The organism is Streptomyces sp. NPDC006610 (genome assembly GCF_040611575.1).
GTDB lineage: Bacteria > Actinomycetota > Actinomycetes > Streptomycetales > Streptomycetaceae > Streptomyces.
Genome location: NZ_JBEXOP010000002.1, coordinates 293,810 through 309,741 on the forward strand (window position 1 = coordinate 293,810; position 15,932 = coordinate 309,741).

The following is a 15,932-nucleotide window of genomic DNA, read 5'->3' on the forward strand; positions in this document are numbered from 1 at the left end:
ATGATGCCCGCGGGGGCCTCAGCTGCCCCGGGCATCGTCCACAGTTTCGTCACGGCCAACATAGGCGACCGGCGGGCGGCCTGTCCGCATCCCGCGCGACCGAAGTTCCGCAGTTGGGGGTCAGGATTCGGTGACCGTCATCTTGTTGATCACGACGGTCGCGTTCGGGGCCCCGTCACCGGCTCCGGTGCTCTCGCCGGCGTCGGCGATCTTCTTCAGCACCTTCATGCCCGACTCCGAGACCGTACCGAACGGGGTGTAGCTGGGCGGCAGCTGGCTGTCCTGGTAGACGAGGAAGAACTGGCTGCCGCCGGAGTCCGGCTGGCCGGTGTTGGCCATCGCGACCGTCCCCGCCGGATAGACGTTGTCCTTGAGGCTCTTGTCCTTCAGATTCTCGTCGGGAATCGTGTACCCCGGACCGCCGCTGCCGCTGCCCGTCGGGTCGCCGCACTGGAGCACGTAGATGCCGTTGGTGGTGAGCCGGTGGCACTTGGTGTGGTCGAAGTAGCCCTTGCCGGCGAGGAAACCGAACGAGTTGACCGTGTGCGGGGCGGCGGACGCCTTCAGGTCGACGTCGATGTCGCCGCAGGTCGTCGCGAGCTTCATCGTGTACTTCGCCGACTTGTCGATCGTGAGCTTTGGCTCCTTCTTCCAGGTCATCTTCTCGACCTTGCCCGCGGCCGGCTTCTCGCACGGGTCCGGAGCCTTCTTGGTCGGCGACGCGCTCGGCGTGACCTCGGCGCCCGCGTTCGTCTTGTCGTCGTCGCCCTTCATGACCCCGGTCGTGTACAGCGCAAGGCTGCCGATGAGGACCACGCCGAGCGCCGAGGCGATGGCCGCGTTGCGCGCGCGGGCCTTTCGCCTGGCGGCCGTACGCCGCTGCTGCTGCCGCAAGAACTTCTCCCGGGCGAGCTGACGCCGCCGCTGTTCCTGGGTGACCACCGGGTTTACTCCTCATGCGTCTCGGACGTCGACGGTTACGCGTGCGCCCCAGTGGGCCGATCGCGTGCGTGTGCCCCGTACCGTATATGGGTTCGCTGAGGAAACGGCAGCGCCGGTAGGCTCTGAACGCGGGCGCAGCCGGCCCGTGATTCCGCCCGAACCGACACAACGAAGGACGATCGTGCTCATTGCCGGGTTCCCCGCCGGGGCCTGGGGGACGAACTGTTATCTCGTCGCCCCCGCCGCCGGTGAGGAGTGCGTGATCATCGACCCCGGCCACCAGGCCGCCCCCGGCGTCGAGGAAGCGGTCCGCAAGCATCGGCTCAAGCCCGTCGCCGTCGTCCTCACCCACGGCCACATCGACCACGTCGCCTCGGTCGTCCCGGTGTGCGGCGCGCACGACGTGCCCGCCTGGATCCACCCGTCCGACCGCTACATGATGAGCGACCCCGAGAAGGCCCTGGGGCGTTCCATCGGCATGCCGCTGATGGGCGAGCTGACGGTCGGGGAGCCGGACGACGTCCGGGAGCTGACCGACGGGGCGCGGCTGGAGCTGGCCGGCCTGGAGTTCTCCGTCGCGCACGCGCCGGGCCATACCAAGGGGTCGGTGACCTTCCGGATGCCCGAGGCCGGCGACATCCCGCCGGTGTTCTTCTCGGGCGACCTGCTGTTCGCCGGCTCCATCGGACGCACCGACCTGCCCGGCGGCGACATGGCCGAGATGCTCGACTCGCTGGCCCGCGTGTGCCTGCCGCTCGACGACTCGACCGTGGTGCTGTCCGGCCACGGCCCCCAGACGACCATCGGCCAGGAGCGCGCCACCAACCCCTATCTGCGGCAGGTGGCGGCCGGCCAGGGAGCATCCCCGGCTCCCCGACGAGGAATGTGACGAGAGACCTTCCGTGAGCACCTTCAAGGCCCCCAAGGGCACGTACGACCTGATCCCGCCGGACAGCGCCAAGTACCTCGCCGTCCGCGAGGCCATCGCCGCCCCCCTGCGCAGCTCCGGCTACGGCTACGTCGAGACGCCCGGCTTCGAGAACGTCGAGCTGTTCGCGCGCGGCGTCGGCGAGTCCACCGACATCGTCACCAAGGAGATGTACGCCTTCGAGACCAAGGGCGGCGACCGGCTGGCGCTGCGCCCCGAGGGCACCGCGTCCGTGCTGCGCGCCGCGCTGGAGGCCAACCTGCACAAGGCGGGCAACCTCCCCGTCAAGCTCTGGTACTCGGGCTCCTACTACCGTTACGAGCGCCCGCAGAAGGGCCGCTACCGCCACTTCTCGCAGGTCGGCGCCGAGGCGATCGGCGCGGAGGACCCGGCCCTGGACGCCGAGCTGATCATCCTCGCCGACCAGGCGTACCGCTCGCTGGGGCTGAGCCGGTTCCGCATCCTGCTCAACTCCCTGGGCGACAAGGAGTGCCGCCCGGTGTACCGGGAGGCGCTGCAGAACTTCCTGCGCGGCCTCGACCTCGACGAGGAGACCCTGCGCCGGGCCGACATCAACCCGCTGCGCGTCCTCGACGACAAGCGCCCCGACGTCCAGAAGCAGCTCACCGACGCCCCGCTGCTGCGCGACTACCTGTGCGACGCCTGCAAGGCGTACCACGAGGAGGTCCGCGAGCTGATCACGGCCGCGGGCGTCGCCTTCGAGGACGACCCCAAGCTGGTGCGCGGTCTGGACTACTACACCCGCACCACCTTCGAGTTCGTCCACGACGGCCTCGGCTCGCAGTCCGCGGTCGGCGGCGGCGGCCGGTACGACGGCCTCTCCGAGATGATCGGCGGCCCCGCCCTGCCGTCGGTCGGCTGGGCCCTCGGCGTCGACCGCACGGTGCTCGCCCTGGAGGCGGAGGGCGTCGAGCTCCAACTGGCGCCCACGACCAGCGTGTTCGCGGTCCCGCTGGGCGAGGAGGCCCGCCGGGTGCTGTTCGCGAAGGTCACCGAGCTGCGCAAGAACGGCATCGCCGCCGACTTCTCCTACGGCGGCAAGGGCCTGAAGGCGGCGATGAAGGCCGCCAACCGCTCCGGCGCCCGCTACGCCCTCGTGCTCGGCGAACGCGACCTCGCCGAGGGCGTCGTCCAGCTCAAGGACATGGAGTCGGGCGATCAGACGGCGTTCGGCGTCAACGAGATCGTCGCCGAACTCGAGTCCCGGCTGGGCTGATCGTCGTACCGGAGGGCGCCGGTTGTCCGTACGGGCATTCGGCGCCCTCCGGTGTGTCCGAATCCGTGCGGCGATCCCTGCCCCTTTATGCGCAGTGAACGGTGACGACGGGTGTGCGTGCGGCACAATGGCCCCTGCCGGAAGCAGCCCCCCTCGAGTGACGGATCGGCGTGATGAGCAAGACGACAGTGAAGGACGTCTCCACCGCCCCGGAGCCGCAGCGTGCCGCCCCCGGGGCGCGGACGGTCGGCGCGGGCCGGGCCTTCGCCCTGCTGCTGGTGATCACCGGCGCGGCGGGACTGCTCGCCGCGTGGGTCATCACGATCGACAAGTTCAAGATCCTGGAGGCCAAGGCCGAGGGCAAGACGTTCACGCCGAGCTGCAGCCTGAACCCGATCGTCTCCTGCGGCAGCGTGATGGAGAGCGACCAGGCGTCCGTCTTCGGCTTCCCCAACCCGATGCTGGGCCTCGTCACCTACGGCATCGTGATCTGCGTGGGCGTCGGCCTGCTCGCGAACGCCCGCTTCCCGCGCTGGTACTGGCTCACCTTCAACGCCGGCGCCCTCTTCGGCGTCCTGTTCTGCACCTGGCTGATGTTCCAGTCGCTGTACCGGATCAACGCCCTGTGCCTGTGGTGCTCACTGGCCTGGGTCGCCACGATCTTCATGTTCTGGTACCTGACCTCGTTCAACGTGCGCAATGACCTGCTGCCCGCGCCGACCTGGCTCAAGGGCTTCTTCGGCGAGTTCAGCTGGGTCCTGCCGGTCACCCACGTCGGCGTCATCGCCATGCTGATCCTGACCCGCTGGGGCTCCAAGCTCTGGGCCTGACGCTCCCGGACCCGGTCCGGGGGCCGGCGGCGTTGTCGGTGCCGTGCTCTAGGGTTTCAAGCGTGGAGCCCGACCTTTTCACCGCCGCCGCCGAAGACCGCCAGGAGAAGGACCCGACCAGCAGCCCCCTGGCGGTGCGGATGCGCCCGCGCACGCTGGACGAGGTGGTGGGACAGCAGCACCTGCTCAAGCCCGGCTCGCCCCTGCGCCGGCTCGTCGGAGAAGGCGCCGGGGGACCGGCCGGCCCGTCCTCCGTGATCCTGTGGGGTCCGCCCGGCACCGGCAAGACCACCCTCGCCTACGTCGTCTCCAAGGCCACCAACAAGCGCTTCGTGGAGCTGTCCGCGATCACCGCCGGCGTCAAGGAGGTCCGCGCGGTCATCGACGGCGCCCGCCGCGCCACCGGCGGCTACGGCAAGGAGACCGTCCTCTTCCTGGACGAGATCCACCGCTTCAGCAAGGCCCAGCAGGACTCCCTGCTGCCCGCCGTCGAGAACCGCTGGGTGACCCTGATCGCCGCCACCACCGAGAACCCGTACTTCTCAGTGATCTCCCCGCTGCTCTCCCGTTCCCTCCTGCTCACCCTCGAACCGCTCACCGACGACGACCTGCGCGGCCTGATCCGCCGCGCCCTCGCCGACGAACGCGGCCTGGGAGCCGCCGTCGCCCTCCCCGACGACACCGAGGACCACCTGCTGCGCATCGCCGGCGGGGACGCCCGTCGCGCCCTGACCGCGTTGGAGGCCGCCGCCGGGGCCGCCCTCGACAAGGGCGAGAGCGCGATCGCCCTGAGCACGCTGGAAGAGACCGTCGACCGCGCGGCGGTGAAGTACGACCGCGACGGCGACCAGCACTACGACGTCGCCAGCGCCCTGATCAAGTCCATCCGCGGCTCCGACGTCGACGCCGCCCTGCACTACCTGGCCCGGATGATCGAGGCCGGGGAAGACCCCCGCTTCATCGCGCGCCGGCTGATGATCTCCGCCAGCGAGGACGTCGGCCTCGCCGACCCCAACGCCCTGCCCATCGCGGTCGCCGCCGCCCAGGCCGTCGCCATGATCGGCTTCCCGGAGGCCGCTCTCACCCTCAGCCACGCCACCATCGCCCTCGCCCTGGCCCCCAAGTCCAACGCCGCCACCACCGCGATCGGCGCCGCCCTGGACGACGTGCGCAAGGGACTGGCCGGCCCCGTCCCGCCCCATCTGCGCGACGGCCACTACAAGGGCGCCGCCGAACTGGGCCACGCCCAGGGGTACGTCTACCCGCACGACCTGCCCGAGGGCATCGCCGCCCAGCAGTACGCCCCCGACGCCCTCAAGGACCGGGAGTACTACGCGCCCACCCGGCACGGCGCCGAGGCCCGCTACGCGGACGCGGTCGAGTGGACCCGCAAGCACCTCGGTCGCAAGCCCTCCTGAGCACCCTGTAAACTTCCTCGAAGCGCTGCGTCCCGTGTCCGGCCCCGGTCGGCTCACCAGAGCGGGACATCCAGCCGGAGCCCTGGTCCGCCAGGCCTCCAGGAGCGTCGCGCACCGTCGAACGGTGTCGCGGGCAGCCCACCACCACCCGGAGTCCCGGAGCGGTCGGTGGGCCACTCGCGTGCTGCACGTATGTGCCCAGATCAGGGGAGCGGCTGCCCGGCGAGTCCGGTGACGGACCCGCAGGGTTTCCCCGGCTGCGGATTGCGACCTCCCGTAACCCTGGTGAAGCCGTAAACAGACAGAGAGACAAAGACAGTGGCGAACCAGTCCCGCCCCAAGGTCAAGAAGTCGCGTGCCCTCGGCATCGCGCTGACCCCGAAGGCCGTCAAGTACTTCGAGGCCCGTCCCTACCCGCCGGGTGAGCACGGCCGCGGCCGCAAGCAGAACTCGGACTACAAGGTCCGTCTGCTCGAGAAGCAGCGCCTGCGCGCGCAGTACGACGTGTCCGAGCGCCAGCTCGTCCGCGCCTACGAGCGTGCCTCCAAGGTCCAGGGCAAGACCGGCGAGGCCCTGATCATCGAGCTGGAGCGTCGTCTCGACGCCCTGGTCCTGCGTTCGGGCATCGCCCGCACGATCTACCAGGCCCGCCAGATGGTCGTCCACGGCCACATCGAGGTCAACGGCCAGAAGGTCGACAAGCCGTCCTTCCGCGTCCGCCCGGACGACGTCGTGATGGTGCGCGAGCGCAGCCGTGAGAAGCCGCTGTTCCAGGTCGCCCGCGAGGGCGGCTTCGCCCCCGACGGCGAGATCCCGCGCTACCTCCAGGTGAACCTCAAGGCCCTGGCGTTCCGCCTGGACCGCGAGCCGAACCGCAAGGAGATCCCGGTGATCTGCGACGAGCAGCTCGTCGTCGAGTACTACGCCCGCTGATCCCTCGGCAGGCGCGGTACCCAGCGGTGCCTCAGCCCGTCGTCTCCCCGCCCTGCCGGGTGGGGGAGGCGGCGGGCTCTCGCGTGTCCGTGCCGGGCGGACCCGGCGGCACCGGCCCGCGCGGTCCCGGCAGCGCCGCCGCGCCCCGGGCCGCCCCGCCCAGCGCCCGGCCCACGGCCTCCGCGCGGTCCAGCCGCCCGCCGGCCCGCACGCACTCCTCGTACCGCTCGTCGCCCAGCCGCCGGCGCGCCTCGGCCTCGCACAGCCGGTGCGGCGTCGAGAAGTACGCCGAGCCGAACAGCGGCAGCCCCACCGACGGCCACATCCGCGCCGCCGCCCCCTGCAGCACCGCGGCCTCGCCCGGATCGCCGTCCGCCGTGGTCACCAACGCCAGCAACTCGATCGACAGCACCTGCCCGAGCAGGTCGTGGAAGGCGTCGGCGCCCGCCAGACAGTCCCGGAGCAACTCCCGCGCCCGGCCGGGGTCGCCCTCGGTCCAGGCCGCGTACGCCAGCACGTACAGGGCGTAGCCGCGGGCCCACCGCTCGCCGTGGTCCTCGCACACCCGGCGCACGTCCTCGCACAGGCGCACCGCCTCCGGCAGATCACCCTGGAACGCCCGCGTCATCGCCAGCTCCACCTGCGCCATCAGCACATTGCTGTTCAGCTCGCCGATCTCCCGGTAGCGCGCCAGCGCCGAGCGCAGCAGCGTCCGAGCCCGGGCCATGTCGTCCGTGACCAGTGCCAGACAGCCCGTGCGGTGCTCGGCGTACGCCACCGCCACCGCGCTGCCCGCCCGCTCCGCCCGCCGGCGGCACTCCTGGAGCGCCGCGAGCGCCGGCGCCGCGTCGCCCTGGAGGATCGCCACATAGCCGAGCACCCACAGCGCCTTCAGCCGCGACTTCTCGTTGTCCGAGCCGAGTTCCAGGCCGCGCTCCAGCCAGTGCCGCCCCTCGGCGAGCCGCCCGCAGCCGGCCCAGTAGAACCACAGGGTGCCCGCCAGGTACTGGCCCAGATGCGTCTCGCCCCGCTCGGTCAGACAGAACTCCAGCGCGGCCCGCAGATTCGGCAGCTCCGCCGCGATCCGCCCGGCCGCCTGCGCCTGGCGCGGCGAGAACCACTCCAGCTCGCACCAGGTCGCCAGGCCCAGGTACCAGTCGCGGTGCCGCCGCCGCAGCCGGGCCGCGTCCCCGCTCGCCTCCAGCCAGTCGCCGCCGTACGCCCGGATCGTGTCCAGCATCCGGTAGCGCGGCCCCGACGGGGCGTCCTCCCGTACGACCACGGACTGCGCGATCAGCTCCGACAGCACGTCGAGGACGTCGTCGGCGGGCAGCCCGTCCCCGCTGCACACGTACTCCACGGCCTCCAGGTCGAACGGCCCGGCGAACACCGACAGCCGCGCCCACAGCAGCCGCTCCTCGGGGGCGCACAGCTCATGGCTCCAGCCGATCGCCGTGCGCAGCGTCCGGTGGCGCGCCGGCGCCTCGCGGCTGGACCTGCCCAGCAACCGGAACCGGTCGTCCAGCCGGGCCAGCAACTGCTCGCAGGACAGTGCCCGCAGCCGCCCCGCGGCCAGCTCGATCGCCAGCGGAATGCCGTCCAGGCGCCGGCACAGCTCCCGTACCGCCGCCTCGTCGGCGGGCGGCGCCCCCTGCTGCGCGGCGCGCTCCGCGAACAGCCGGGCCGCCTCGTCCTCCTCCAGCGGGGCCAGCGGGAACAGCCGCTCGCCGGTGACGTCCAACGGCCGGCGGCCCACCGCGAGCACCGTGAGCCCCGGCGCGTGCCGCAGCAGTTCGGACACCAGCTCCGCGCACGCGTCCACCAGATGTTCCACCCCGTCGAGCAGCAGCAGGAGCCGGCGGTCGCGGACGTGGCCGAGCAGGGTGTCGCGGGGCGCTCGCGTGGTGTGGTCGGTCAGGGCCAGGGCCTCCACGACCGCGTAGTCCAGCAACGTCGCGTCGCGCACCGGCGACAGGTCCACCCGCCACACCCCGTCGGGCGGCGCGGCCCGCGCGGCCGCGCGGGCGGCCAGCCGCGACTTGCCGACGCCGCCGGCGCCGGTCACGGTCACCAGCCGGGCGGTGTCGAGCGCCCGGGCCAGCGCCGCGAGTTCGGCGGCGCGTCCGACGAAGGCGTCCAGTTCGAGCGGGAGATTGCCGGGCAGGGGAGTACCGGCGGGCTCAGGGTCTCGCATGGGATACGGAGCGTAGTGAATCGTCATCGCTCCGTACAATCGCGCGGACGGTCCGGGGGCCTGGCGCGGCGAGGTAATCCGGTACGGAGCCCCAGCCCCGGCGCGATAGGCTCGGTGCACGACTTTTTCGATGCAGAGGCACGTTCTCAGGGAGCGGGTGCGCGGTGTCCGGTGGAGAGGTGGCCGGGATTCTGGTGGCCGTCTTCTGGGCGATCCTGGTCTCCTTCCTCGCGGTGGCCCTGGCGAGGCTGGCCCAGACGCTCAGGGCGACCACCAAGCTGGTGGCGGACGTGACCGACCAGGCCGTCCCGCTGCTGGCGGACGCCTCCCAGGCGGTGCGCGCGGCGCAGACCCAGATCGACCGGGTCGACGCCATCGCCTCCGACGTCCAGGAGGTCGCCTCGAACGCCTCCGCGCTCTCGACGACCGTCGCCTCCACGTTCGGCGGCCCCCTCGTCAAGGTCGCGGCCTTCGGCTACGGAGTGCGGCGGGCCCTCGGCCGCAAGGACGACGTGCCCGCCGAGGACTCCCGGCGTACCGTGATCGTGGGCCGCACCGTGCCGGCCACCCGGCGGGAGAAGCGGAACCTCCGTGGGAAGAAGGACTGAGCCGAGATGTTCCGCCGCACCTTCTGGTTCTCCACCGGCGTCGCCGCCGGCGTCTGGGCCACGACCAAGGTCAATCGCAAGCTGAGGCAGCTGACGCCGGAGAGTCTCGCCGCCACGGCCGCGACCAAGGCGCTCGAGGCAGGCCACCGGGTCAAGGACCGCGCGGTCGGCTTCGCCCTGGAGGTCCGCGACAACATGGCCCGGCGGGAGGCCGAACTCGGCGAGGCGCTCGGCCTGAACGCGCCCGTCGACCGGGAGCTCCCGCCGCCCGCGGGGTTCGCCGTCATCGAGAACCGCAACGACCCCAAGTACGTCGAGACCACGACGTACTCGTACAACCGGAATGAGGACCACTGATGGAGTCGGCTGAGATCCGCCGTCGCTGGCTGAGCTTCTTCGAGGAGCGCGGGCACACCGTCGTCCCTTCGGCGTCGCTCATCGCGGACGACCCGACTCTGCTGCTCGTCCCGGCCGGCATGGTGCCCTTCAAGCCCTACTTCCTGGGCGAGGTCAAGCCGCCCTTCGACCGCGCCACCAGCGTGCAGAAGTGCGTGCGCACGCCGGACATCGAAGAGGTCGGCAAGACCACCCGGCACGGCACCTTCTTCCAGATGTGCGGCAACTTCTCCTTCGGCGACTACTTCAAGGAAGGCGCCATCAAGCTCGCCTGGGAGCTGCTCACCAGCCCTCAGGACAAGGGCGGTTACGGCCTCGACCCCGAGCGCCTGTGGATCACCGTCTACAAGGACGACGACGAGGCCGAGCAGATCTGGCACGAGGTCGTCGGCGTGCCCAAGGAGCGCATCCAGCGCCTGGGCATGAAGGACAACTTCTGGTCCATGGGCGTGCCCGGACCGTGCGGCCCCTGCTCCGAGATCAACTACGACCGCGGCCCCGAGTTCGGCGCCGAGGGCGGCCCCGCCGTCAACGACGAGCGGTACGTGGAGATCTGGAACCTCGTCTTCATGCAGTACGAGCGGGGCCAGGGCATCGGCAAGGACAACTTCGAGATCCTCGGGGACCTGCCGAGCAAGAACATCGACACCGGCCTCGGCCTCGAGCGGCTCGCCATGATTCTGCAGGGCGTGCAGAACATGTACGAGATCGACACGTCCATGGCCGTCATCGACAAGGCCACCGAGCTGACCGGCGTCCGCTACGGCGACGCCCACTCCTCCGACGTCTCCCTGCGCGTGGTCACCGACCACATGCGCACCGCCGTGATGCTCATCGGCGACGGCGTCACCCCGGGCAACGAGGGCCGCGGCTACGTGCTGCGCCGGATCATGCGCCGCGCCATCCGCAACATGCGCCTGCTCGGCGCCACCGGCCCGGTCGTCAAGGACCTGGTCGACACCGTGATCGGCATGATGGGGCAGCAGTACCCGGAGCTGATCACCGACCGCGAGCGCATCGAGAAGGTCGCCCTCGCCGAGGAGAACGCCTTCCTCAAGACGCTGAAGGCCGGCACCAACATCCTCGACACCGCCGTGTCCGAGACCAAGGCCGCCGGCGGCAGCGTCCTGCCCGGCGACAAGGCCTTCCTGCTCCACGACACCTGGGGCTTCCCGATCGACCTCACCCTGGAGATGGCCGCCGAGCAGGGGCTGTCCGTGGACGAGGACGGCTTCCGGCGCCTGATGAAGGAGCAACGCGAGCGCGCCAAGGCCGACGCCCAGGCCAAGAAGACCGGCCACGCCGACATGGGCGCCTACCGGGAGATCGCCGACCTGGCCGGGGAGACCGAGTTCATCGGCTACACCGACACCGAGGGCGAGTCGACCATCGTCGGCATCCTCGTGGACGGCGTCTCCTCGCCGGCCGCCACCGAGGGCGACGAGGTCGAGATCGTGCTGGACCGGACGCCGTTCTACGCCGAGGGCGGCGGCCAGATCGGCGACACCGGCCGGATCAGGGCCGACTCCGGCGCCGTCATCGAGGTCCGCGACTGCCAGAAGCCGGTGCCGGGCGTCTACGTCCACAAGGGCGTCGTCCAGGTCGGCGAGGTGACCGTCGGCGCCCGCGCCCAGGCATCCATCGACGCCCGCCGCCGCAAGGCCATCGCCCGCGCCCACTCGGCCACCCACCTCACCCACCAGGCCCTGCGCGACGCTCTCGGCCCCACGGCCGCCCAGGCCGGCTCCGAGAACCAGCCCGGCCGCTTCCGCTTCGACTTCGGCTCGCCGTCCGCCGTTCCGACGGCCGTGATGACCGACGTCGAGCAGAAGATCAACGAGGTGCTCGCCCGCGACCTCGACGTCCGCGCCGACGTCATGGGCATCGACGAGGCCCGCAAGCAGGGCGCCATCGCCGAGTTCGGCGAGAAGTACGGCGAGCGGGTCCGCGTGGTGACCATCGGCGACTTCTCCAAGGAGCTGTGCGGCGGCACCCATGTGCACAACACCGCCCAGCTCGGCCTGGTGAAGCTGCTCGGCGAGTCCTCCATCGGCTCCGGCGTGCGCCGTATCGAGGCCCTCGTCGGCGTCGACGCCTACCACTTCCTCGCCCGCGAGCACACGGTCGTCAACCAGCTGACCGAGCTGCTCAAGGGCCGTCCGGAGGAGCTGCCGGAGAAGGTCTCCGCCATGCTCGGCAAGCTCAAGGACGCCGAGAAGGAGATCGAGAAGTTCCGCGCCGAGAAGGTGCTCCAGGCCGCCGCCGGCCTCGCCGAGTCCGCCAAGGACGTCCGGGGCGTCGCCCTGGTCACCGGTCAGGTCCCGGACGGCACCACCGCCGACGACCTGCGCAAGCTGGTCCTCGACGTGCGCGGCCGCATCCAGGGCGGGCGGGCCGCCGTCGTGGCTCTGTTCACCACGGTGAACGGCAAGCCGCTGACGGTCATCGCCACCAACGAGGCCGCCCGCGAGCGCGGCCTCAAGGCCGGCGACCTGGTCCGTACGGCCGCCAAGACCCTCGGCGGCGGCGGTGGCGGCAAGCCGGACGTCGCCCAGGGCGGCGGCCAGAACCCGGCCGCCATCGGCGACGCCGTCGACGCCGTCGAACGCCTCGTGGCGGAAACGGCCCAGTGACGATGCGCCGAGGACGCCGGCTCGCGATCGACGTCGGCGACGCCCGGATCGGGGTCGCCTCGTGCGACCCCGACGGGATTCTCGCCACCCCGGTGGAGACGGTCCCGGGCCGGGACGTCCCCGCGGCCCACCGCCGGCTGGGGCAGCTCGTCGAGGAGTACGAGCCGATCGAGGTCGTCGTCGGTCTCCCTCGCTCCCTCAAGGGGGGTGAGGGCCCGGCCGCGGTCAAGGTCCGCGCCTTCGCGGGAGAACTCGCACGCATGATCGCGCCCGTTCCGGTCAGACTCGTCGATGAGCGCATGACGACGGTCACGGCCACCCAGGGGCTGCGCGCATCCGGCGTGAAGTCCAGGAAGGGCCGTTCCGTGATCGACCAGGCCGCGGCGGTGATCATTCTGCAGCAGGCCCTGGAATCCGAACGGGTGTCAGGTACAGCGCCGGGCGAGGGCGTCGAAGTGGTCATCTGATCGCGATACGGTAACGTTCCGCGCGATGCGGCGGCGTTCGAAACAGCCGGCGCACAGCAAGAGGCGGGACGGGAGCCGGGACTCGCAGGCCGCGCACCCGCCGCCTCGCGGCTCTAGGGGATCGATGACTGAGTATGGCCGGGGCCCAGGCTCCGAACCGTGGCATCCGGAGGACCCGTTGTACGGGGACCGCGGATGGGCAGGACAGCAGGCCGCAACGGGCCCGCAGTCCCCCTACGGCGGCCAGCCGCAGCACCACCCGCACCAGCAGCAGCCGCAGCAGCCGCAGTACGGCGACTGGAGCCAGGGAGGCCCGCAGGACCCCTACGGCCAGGGCCGGCAGCAGCACCCGCAGCCGTACGACCAGCAGCCTTACCACCCCGGCCACGGGCAGCAGCCGTTCGACCCCGCATACCCCCAGCAGCCCGGCCAGGAGCAGGAGGGCTGGAGCACCGGCGCGCAGCCGCACGTCCCCTACGCAGCCGACCCCGCCGACCCGTACGTCCAGCAGTCCGAGGCGTACACCGGCGAACAGCCCGACTTCTACGGCACCCCGGACGCCTACCCGCCGCCCGAGCCGCCCGCCCGGAGACGCGCCGAGCCGGAGCCGGAACGGGCCGGCGGCGACTGGGATCCCGGCCCCGACCGGGGCGAGCACGCGTTCTTCGCGGACGACGACGAGGACGGCGACGACGACGCGCGGAGCACCCGCAGCGGGCGCGGCGACCGGCGCGGACGGGGCGGCAAGAGCCGCAAGAGCCGCAGCGGCTGCGCCTGCCTGGTGGTCGTCCTGGTCTTCGGCGGCGGCCTGGCCGGCGTGAGCTACTTCGGCTACCAGTTCTACCAGGACCGTTTCGGCAGCGCTCCCGACTACGCGGGCGACGGCAACGGCGAGCAGGTCACCGTCCAGATTCCCAAGGGCGCACTCGGCTACGAGATCGGCCGGCGGCTCAAGGAGGCGGGCGTGGTCAAGAGCGTCGACGCGTTCGTCGCCGCGCAGGCGCAGAACCCCGAGGGGCAGTCCATCCAGGCGGGCGCCTATCTCCTCAACAAGGAGATGTCCGCCGAGAGCGCCGTCGAGCTGATGCTCGACCCCAAGAGCCAGAACAATGTGATGGTCACACCGGGGCAGCGCAACATCACGGTGTACCGGGCCATCGACGAGCGGCTCGGCCTCAAGGACGGCACCACCCGGGACGTCGCCGGGAAGAAGTACAAGAGCCTCGGCCTGCCCGAGTGGGCCAACAGCGACCGCGACATCAAGGACCCGCTGGAGGGCTTCCTCTACCCGGGCACCTATCCCGCGGCCAAGGGCATGAAGCCCGAGGCGGTCCTGAAGCAGATGGTCACGCAGGCCAACGAGAAGTACGGGCAGTACGACCTGGACGACAAGGCCCGGGAGCTCGACCTCGACAACCCCCTGCAGGTCGTCACGGTCGCCAGCCTCGTCCAGGCCGAGGGCAAGACGGAGGAGGACTTCCGCAAGATGGCGGAGGTCGTCTACAACCGCCTCAAGCCGTCCAACACCGAGACCTACCAGCTGCTCCAGTTCGACTCGACCTTCAACTACCTGAAGGGCGAGAGCAACATCCACATCAGCGAGTCCGAGATCAACAGCAACCGGGACCCGTACAACACGTACACCCGCAAGGGCCTGCCCCCCGGACCGATCGGGAACCCCGGAGCGGAGGCGCTCAAGGCGGCGCTGAACCCGACCGGCGACGGCTGGCTCTACTTCGTGGCGACCGACGGAGCGAACAAGACAGAATTCGCCCGGACCCACGACGAATTCCTGAAGCTCAAGGACAAGTTCAATGACAGCACGGGCAACTGACGCCCGCCGTGCGGCCGTTCTCGGCTCGCCCATCGCCCACTCCCTCTCCCCGGTGCTGCACCGGGCCGCGTACGCGGAGCTGGGGCTGACCGGCTGGACGTACGACCGGTTCGAGGTGGACGAGGACGCCCTGGCGGGCTTCGTGGAGGGGCTCGGTCCCGAGTGGGCCGGGCTGTCGCTGACCATGCCGCTGAAGCGGGCCGTGATCCCGCTGCTGGACGGAATCAGCGAGACGGCGGCCTCGGTCGAGGCGGTCAACACACTGGTGTTCACCGACGACGGCCGCCGCCTCGGCGACAACACCGACATCCCCGGCATGGTCGCCGCGCTGCGGGAGCACGGCATCGAGCAGGTCGCCTCGGCGGCGGTCCTCGGCGCCGGCGCCACCGCCTCCTCCGCGCTGGCCGCGCTGGCCCGGATCTGCACCGGTGAGGTCGTGGTGTACGTGCGCAGCGCGGCGCGCGCCGCCGAGATGCGGCAGTGGGGCGAGCGGCTCGACGTCGAGGTGCGCACCGAGGACTGGGCGGACGCGGCCGACGCGCTGCACCGGCCGCTGGTGATCGCGACGACCCCGGCCGGGGCCACCGACGCGCTCGCCGCCCGGGTGCCGGAACGGCCCGCGACCCTGTTCGACGTGCTCTACGAGCCGTGGCCGACCACCCTCGCCGCCCGCTGGTCCGCCTACGGTGGCGCCGTCGTCAGCGGTCTCGACCTGCTGGTGCACCAGGCGGTGCTCCAGGTCGAGCAGATGACCGGCCGGACGCCGGCGCCCGTGGACGCCATGCGGAAAGCTGGCGAGCAGGCGCTGGCGGAACGCTAGGATCACTGCGGTCCGCAGGGGGCGGATCTTCTCTTGTGACCGTGGGGGAGCGGTAGTTCATGTCCACAGGTGTGTCCCTGGCGTCCGTCAAGGCGCAGATCTTCGACGCCGTGCTGGGGTTTCTGCCGGACTGGGTGCAGATCACCGTACTGGCGCTGATCGTGCTCGCCGTCGTGGCGTCCTGGGTGATCAGGATCAAGCGCAGGATCGCCCGGCGCCGGGCGGCCCGTTCCGGCCGCCCGGTGCACGCGGCGGCGCAGTACGGGCAGGGGAGCGGCGCCGACCACCTCGGTCCCTACGCGCCGCAGCAGGCGCCGGCCCGGGGGAGCGGCGCGGACCACCTCGGCGCCTACGCGCGGCAGCAGGCGCCCGCTCCGGGGAGCGGCGCCGACTACCTCGGCGCCTACGCGCCGCACAGCGCCCGGCGTGACGGATCGGGCTGACGCGACTACGTCCGCCTGATGGAACAGCGGCCGGGGCAGCCGCGGGGACATGGGAGGATCGGAGATGGCCGGCCAGGGCCGCGCACCCCGGTCGCGCCACCACGGCACGCGAGGACGAAGGCGTGCCGCAAGGGCAGTACCGGGGCGCGAATCATGAGGAGCACCGTTGAGCAGGTTGCGCTGGCTGACCGCGGGGGAGTCCCACGGTCCCGCACTCGTCGCGACGCTGGAGGGCCTTCCGGCAGGTGT

General features: G+C 71.5%; 14 protein-coding genes. 12 read left to right on the plus strand and 2 right to left on the minus strand.

Annotated features, from left to right (window positions below):
- Positions 1-120 precede the first annotated feature (120 nt).
- A complete protein-coding gene (locus ABZY13_RS03120) occupies positions 121-942 on the minus strand; it encodes a peptidylprolyl isomerase (RefSeq protein WP_356627110.1) in 822 nt (273 codons plus the stop codon).
- A 181-nt stretch (positions 943-1,123) separates the two neighbouring features.
- On the opposite strand from ABZY13_RS03120, the gene ABZY13_RS03125 reads away from it, so the two are divergent.
- The 5 genes from ABZY13_RS03125 (at position 1,124) to rpsD (ending at position 6,288) form a co-directional block, all read left to right on the plus strand.
- Positions 1,124-1,831, plus strand: coding sequence for an MBL fold metallo-hydrolase (locus tag ABZY13_RS03125; protein ID WP_356627111.1), 708 nt, complete (start codon positions 1,124-1,126; stop codon positions 1,829-1,831).
- 13 nt (positions 1,832-1,844) lie between these two features.
- Positions 1,845-3,107, plus strand: a complete 1,263-nt coding sequence (gene hisS / locus ABZY13_RS03130) for a histidine--tRNA ligase (protein WP_356627112.1) — start codon at positions 1,845-1,847, stop codon at positions 3,105-3,107.
- 173 nt (positions 3,108-3,280) lie between these two features.
- Entirely contained in the window at positions 3,281-3,937 is a 657-nt protein-coding gene (locus ABZY13_RS03135; RefSeq protein WP_356627114.1) for a vitamin K epoxide reductase family protein, read from the plus strand.
- A gap of 62 nt (positions 3,938-3,999) precedes the next feature.
- Positions 4,000-5,355 carry a replication-associated recombination protein A gene (locus ABZY13_RS03140; protein ID WP_356627115.1) on the plus strand — a complete coding sequence of 452 codons (1,356 nt, stop codon included), beginning with the start codon at positions 4,000-4,002 and terminating at the stop codon, positions 5,353-5,355.
- A gap of 318 nt (positions 5,356-5,673) precedes the next feature.
- The gene (gene rpsD, locus ABZY13_RS03145; protein WP_356627116.1) at positions 5,674-6,288 is read left to right on the plus strand and encodes a 30S ribosomal protein S4; all 615 of its coding nucleotides are present in this window, start codon (positions 5,674-5,676) and stop codon (positions 6,286-6,288) included.
- Positions 6,289-6,319: 31 nt separating this feature from the next.
- On the opposite strand, the gene ABZY13_RS03150 is transcribed toward rpsD, so the two are convergent.
- The gene (locus ABZY13_RS03150) at positions 6,320-8,482 is read right to left on the minus strand and encodes a tetratricopeptide repeat protein (RefSeq protein ID WP_356627117.1); all 2,163 of its coding nucleotides are present in this window, start codon (positions 8,480-8,482) and stop codon (positions 6,320-6,322) included.
- A gap of 164 nt (positions 8,483-8,646) precedes the next feature.
- On the opposite strand from ABZY13_RS03150, the gene ABZY13_RS03155 reads away from it, so the two are divergent.
- The 7 genes from ABZY13_RS03155 to ABZY13_RS03185 all read left to right on the plus strand — a co-directional run bounded on the left by ABZY13_RS03155 (position 8,647) and on the right by ABZY13_RS03185 (position 15,683).
- On the plus strand, positions 8,647-9,090 hold the full coding sequence (locus ABZY13_RS03155) for a DUF948 domain-containing protein (RefSeq protein ID WP_356627118.1): 444 nt from the start codon (positions 8,647-8,649) through the stop codon (positions 9,088-9,090).
- Positions 9,091-9,096: 6 nt separating this feature from the next.
- Positions 9,097-9,447, plus strand: a complete 351-nt coding sequence (locus ABZY13_RS03160) for a hypothetical protein (protein ID WP_356627119.1) — start codon at positions 9,097-9,099, stop codon at positions 9,445-9,447.
- Complete coding sequence (gene alaS / locus ABZY13_RS03165; protein ID WP_356627120.1) at positions 9,447-12,119, plus strand: alanine--tRNA ligase; 2,673 nt, start codon at positions 9,447-9,449, stop codon at positions 12,117-12,119. The genes ABZY13_RS03160 and alaS overlap by 1 nt, the downstream gene beginning before the upstream one ends.
- Positions 12,120-12,121: 2 nt before the next feature.
- The gene (gene ruvX / locus ABZY13_RS03170) at positions 12,122-12,586 is read left to right on the plus strand and encodes a Holliday junction resolvase RuvX (protein ID WP_356627137.1); all 465 of its coding nucleotides are present in this window, start codon (positions 12,122-12,124) and stop codon (positions 12,584-12,586) included.
- A 124-nt stretch (positions 12,587-12,710) separates the two neighbouring features.
- The gene (mltG, locus tag ABZY13_RS03175) at positions 12,711-14,420 is read left to right on the plus strand and encodes an endolytic transglycosylase MltG (protein ID WP_356627121.1); all 1,710 of its coding nucleotides are present in this window, start codon (positions 12,711-12,713) and stop codon (positions 14,418-14,420) included.
- Positions 14,401-15,240, plus strand: a complete 840-nt coding sequence (locus ABZY13_RS03180) for a shikimate dehydrogenase (protein ID WP_356627122.1) — start codon at positions 14,401-14,403, stop codon at positions 15,238-15,240. Before mltG ends, ABZY13_RS03180 begins: the two co-directional genes overlap by 20 nt.
- A gap of 59 nt (positions 15,241-15,299) precedes the next feature.
- Positions 15,300-15,683, plus strand: a complete 384-nt coding sequence (locus ABZY13_RS03185; RefSeq protein WP_356627123.1) for a hypothetical protein — start codon at positions 15,300-15,302, stop codon at positions 15,681-15,683.
- Positions 15,684-15,932: the final 249 nt, after the last annotated feature.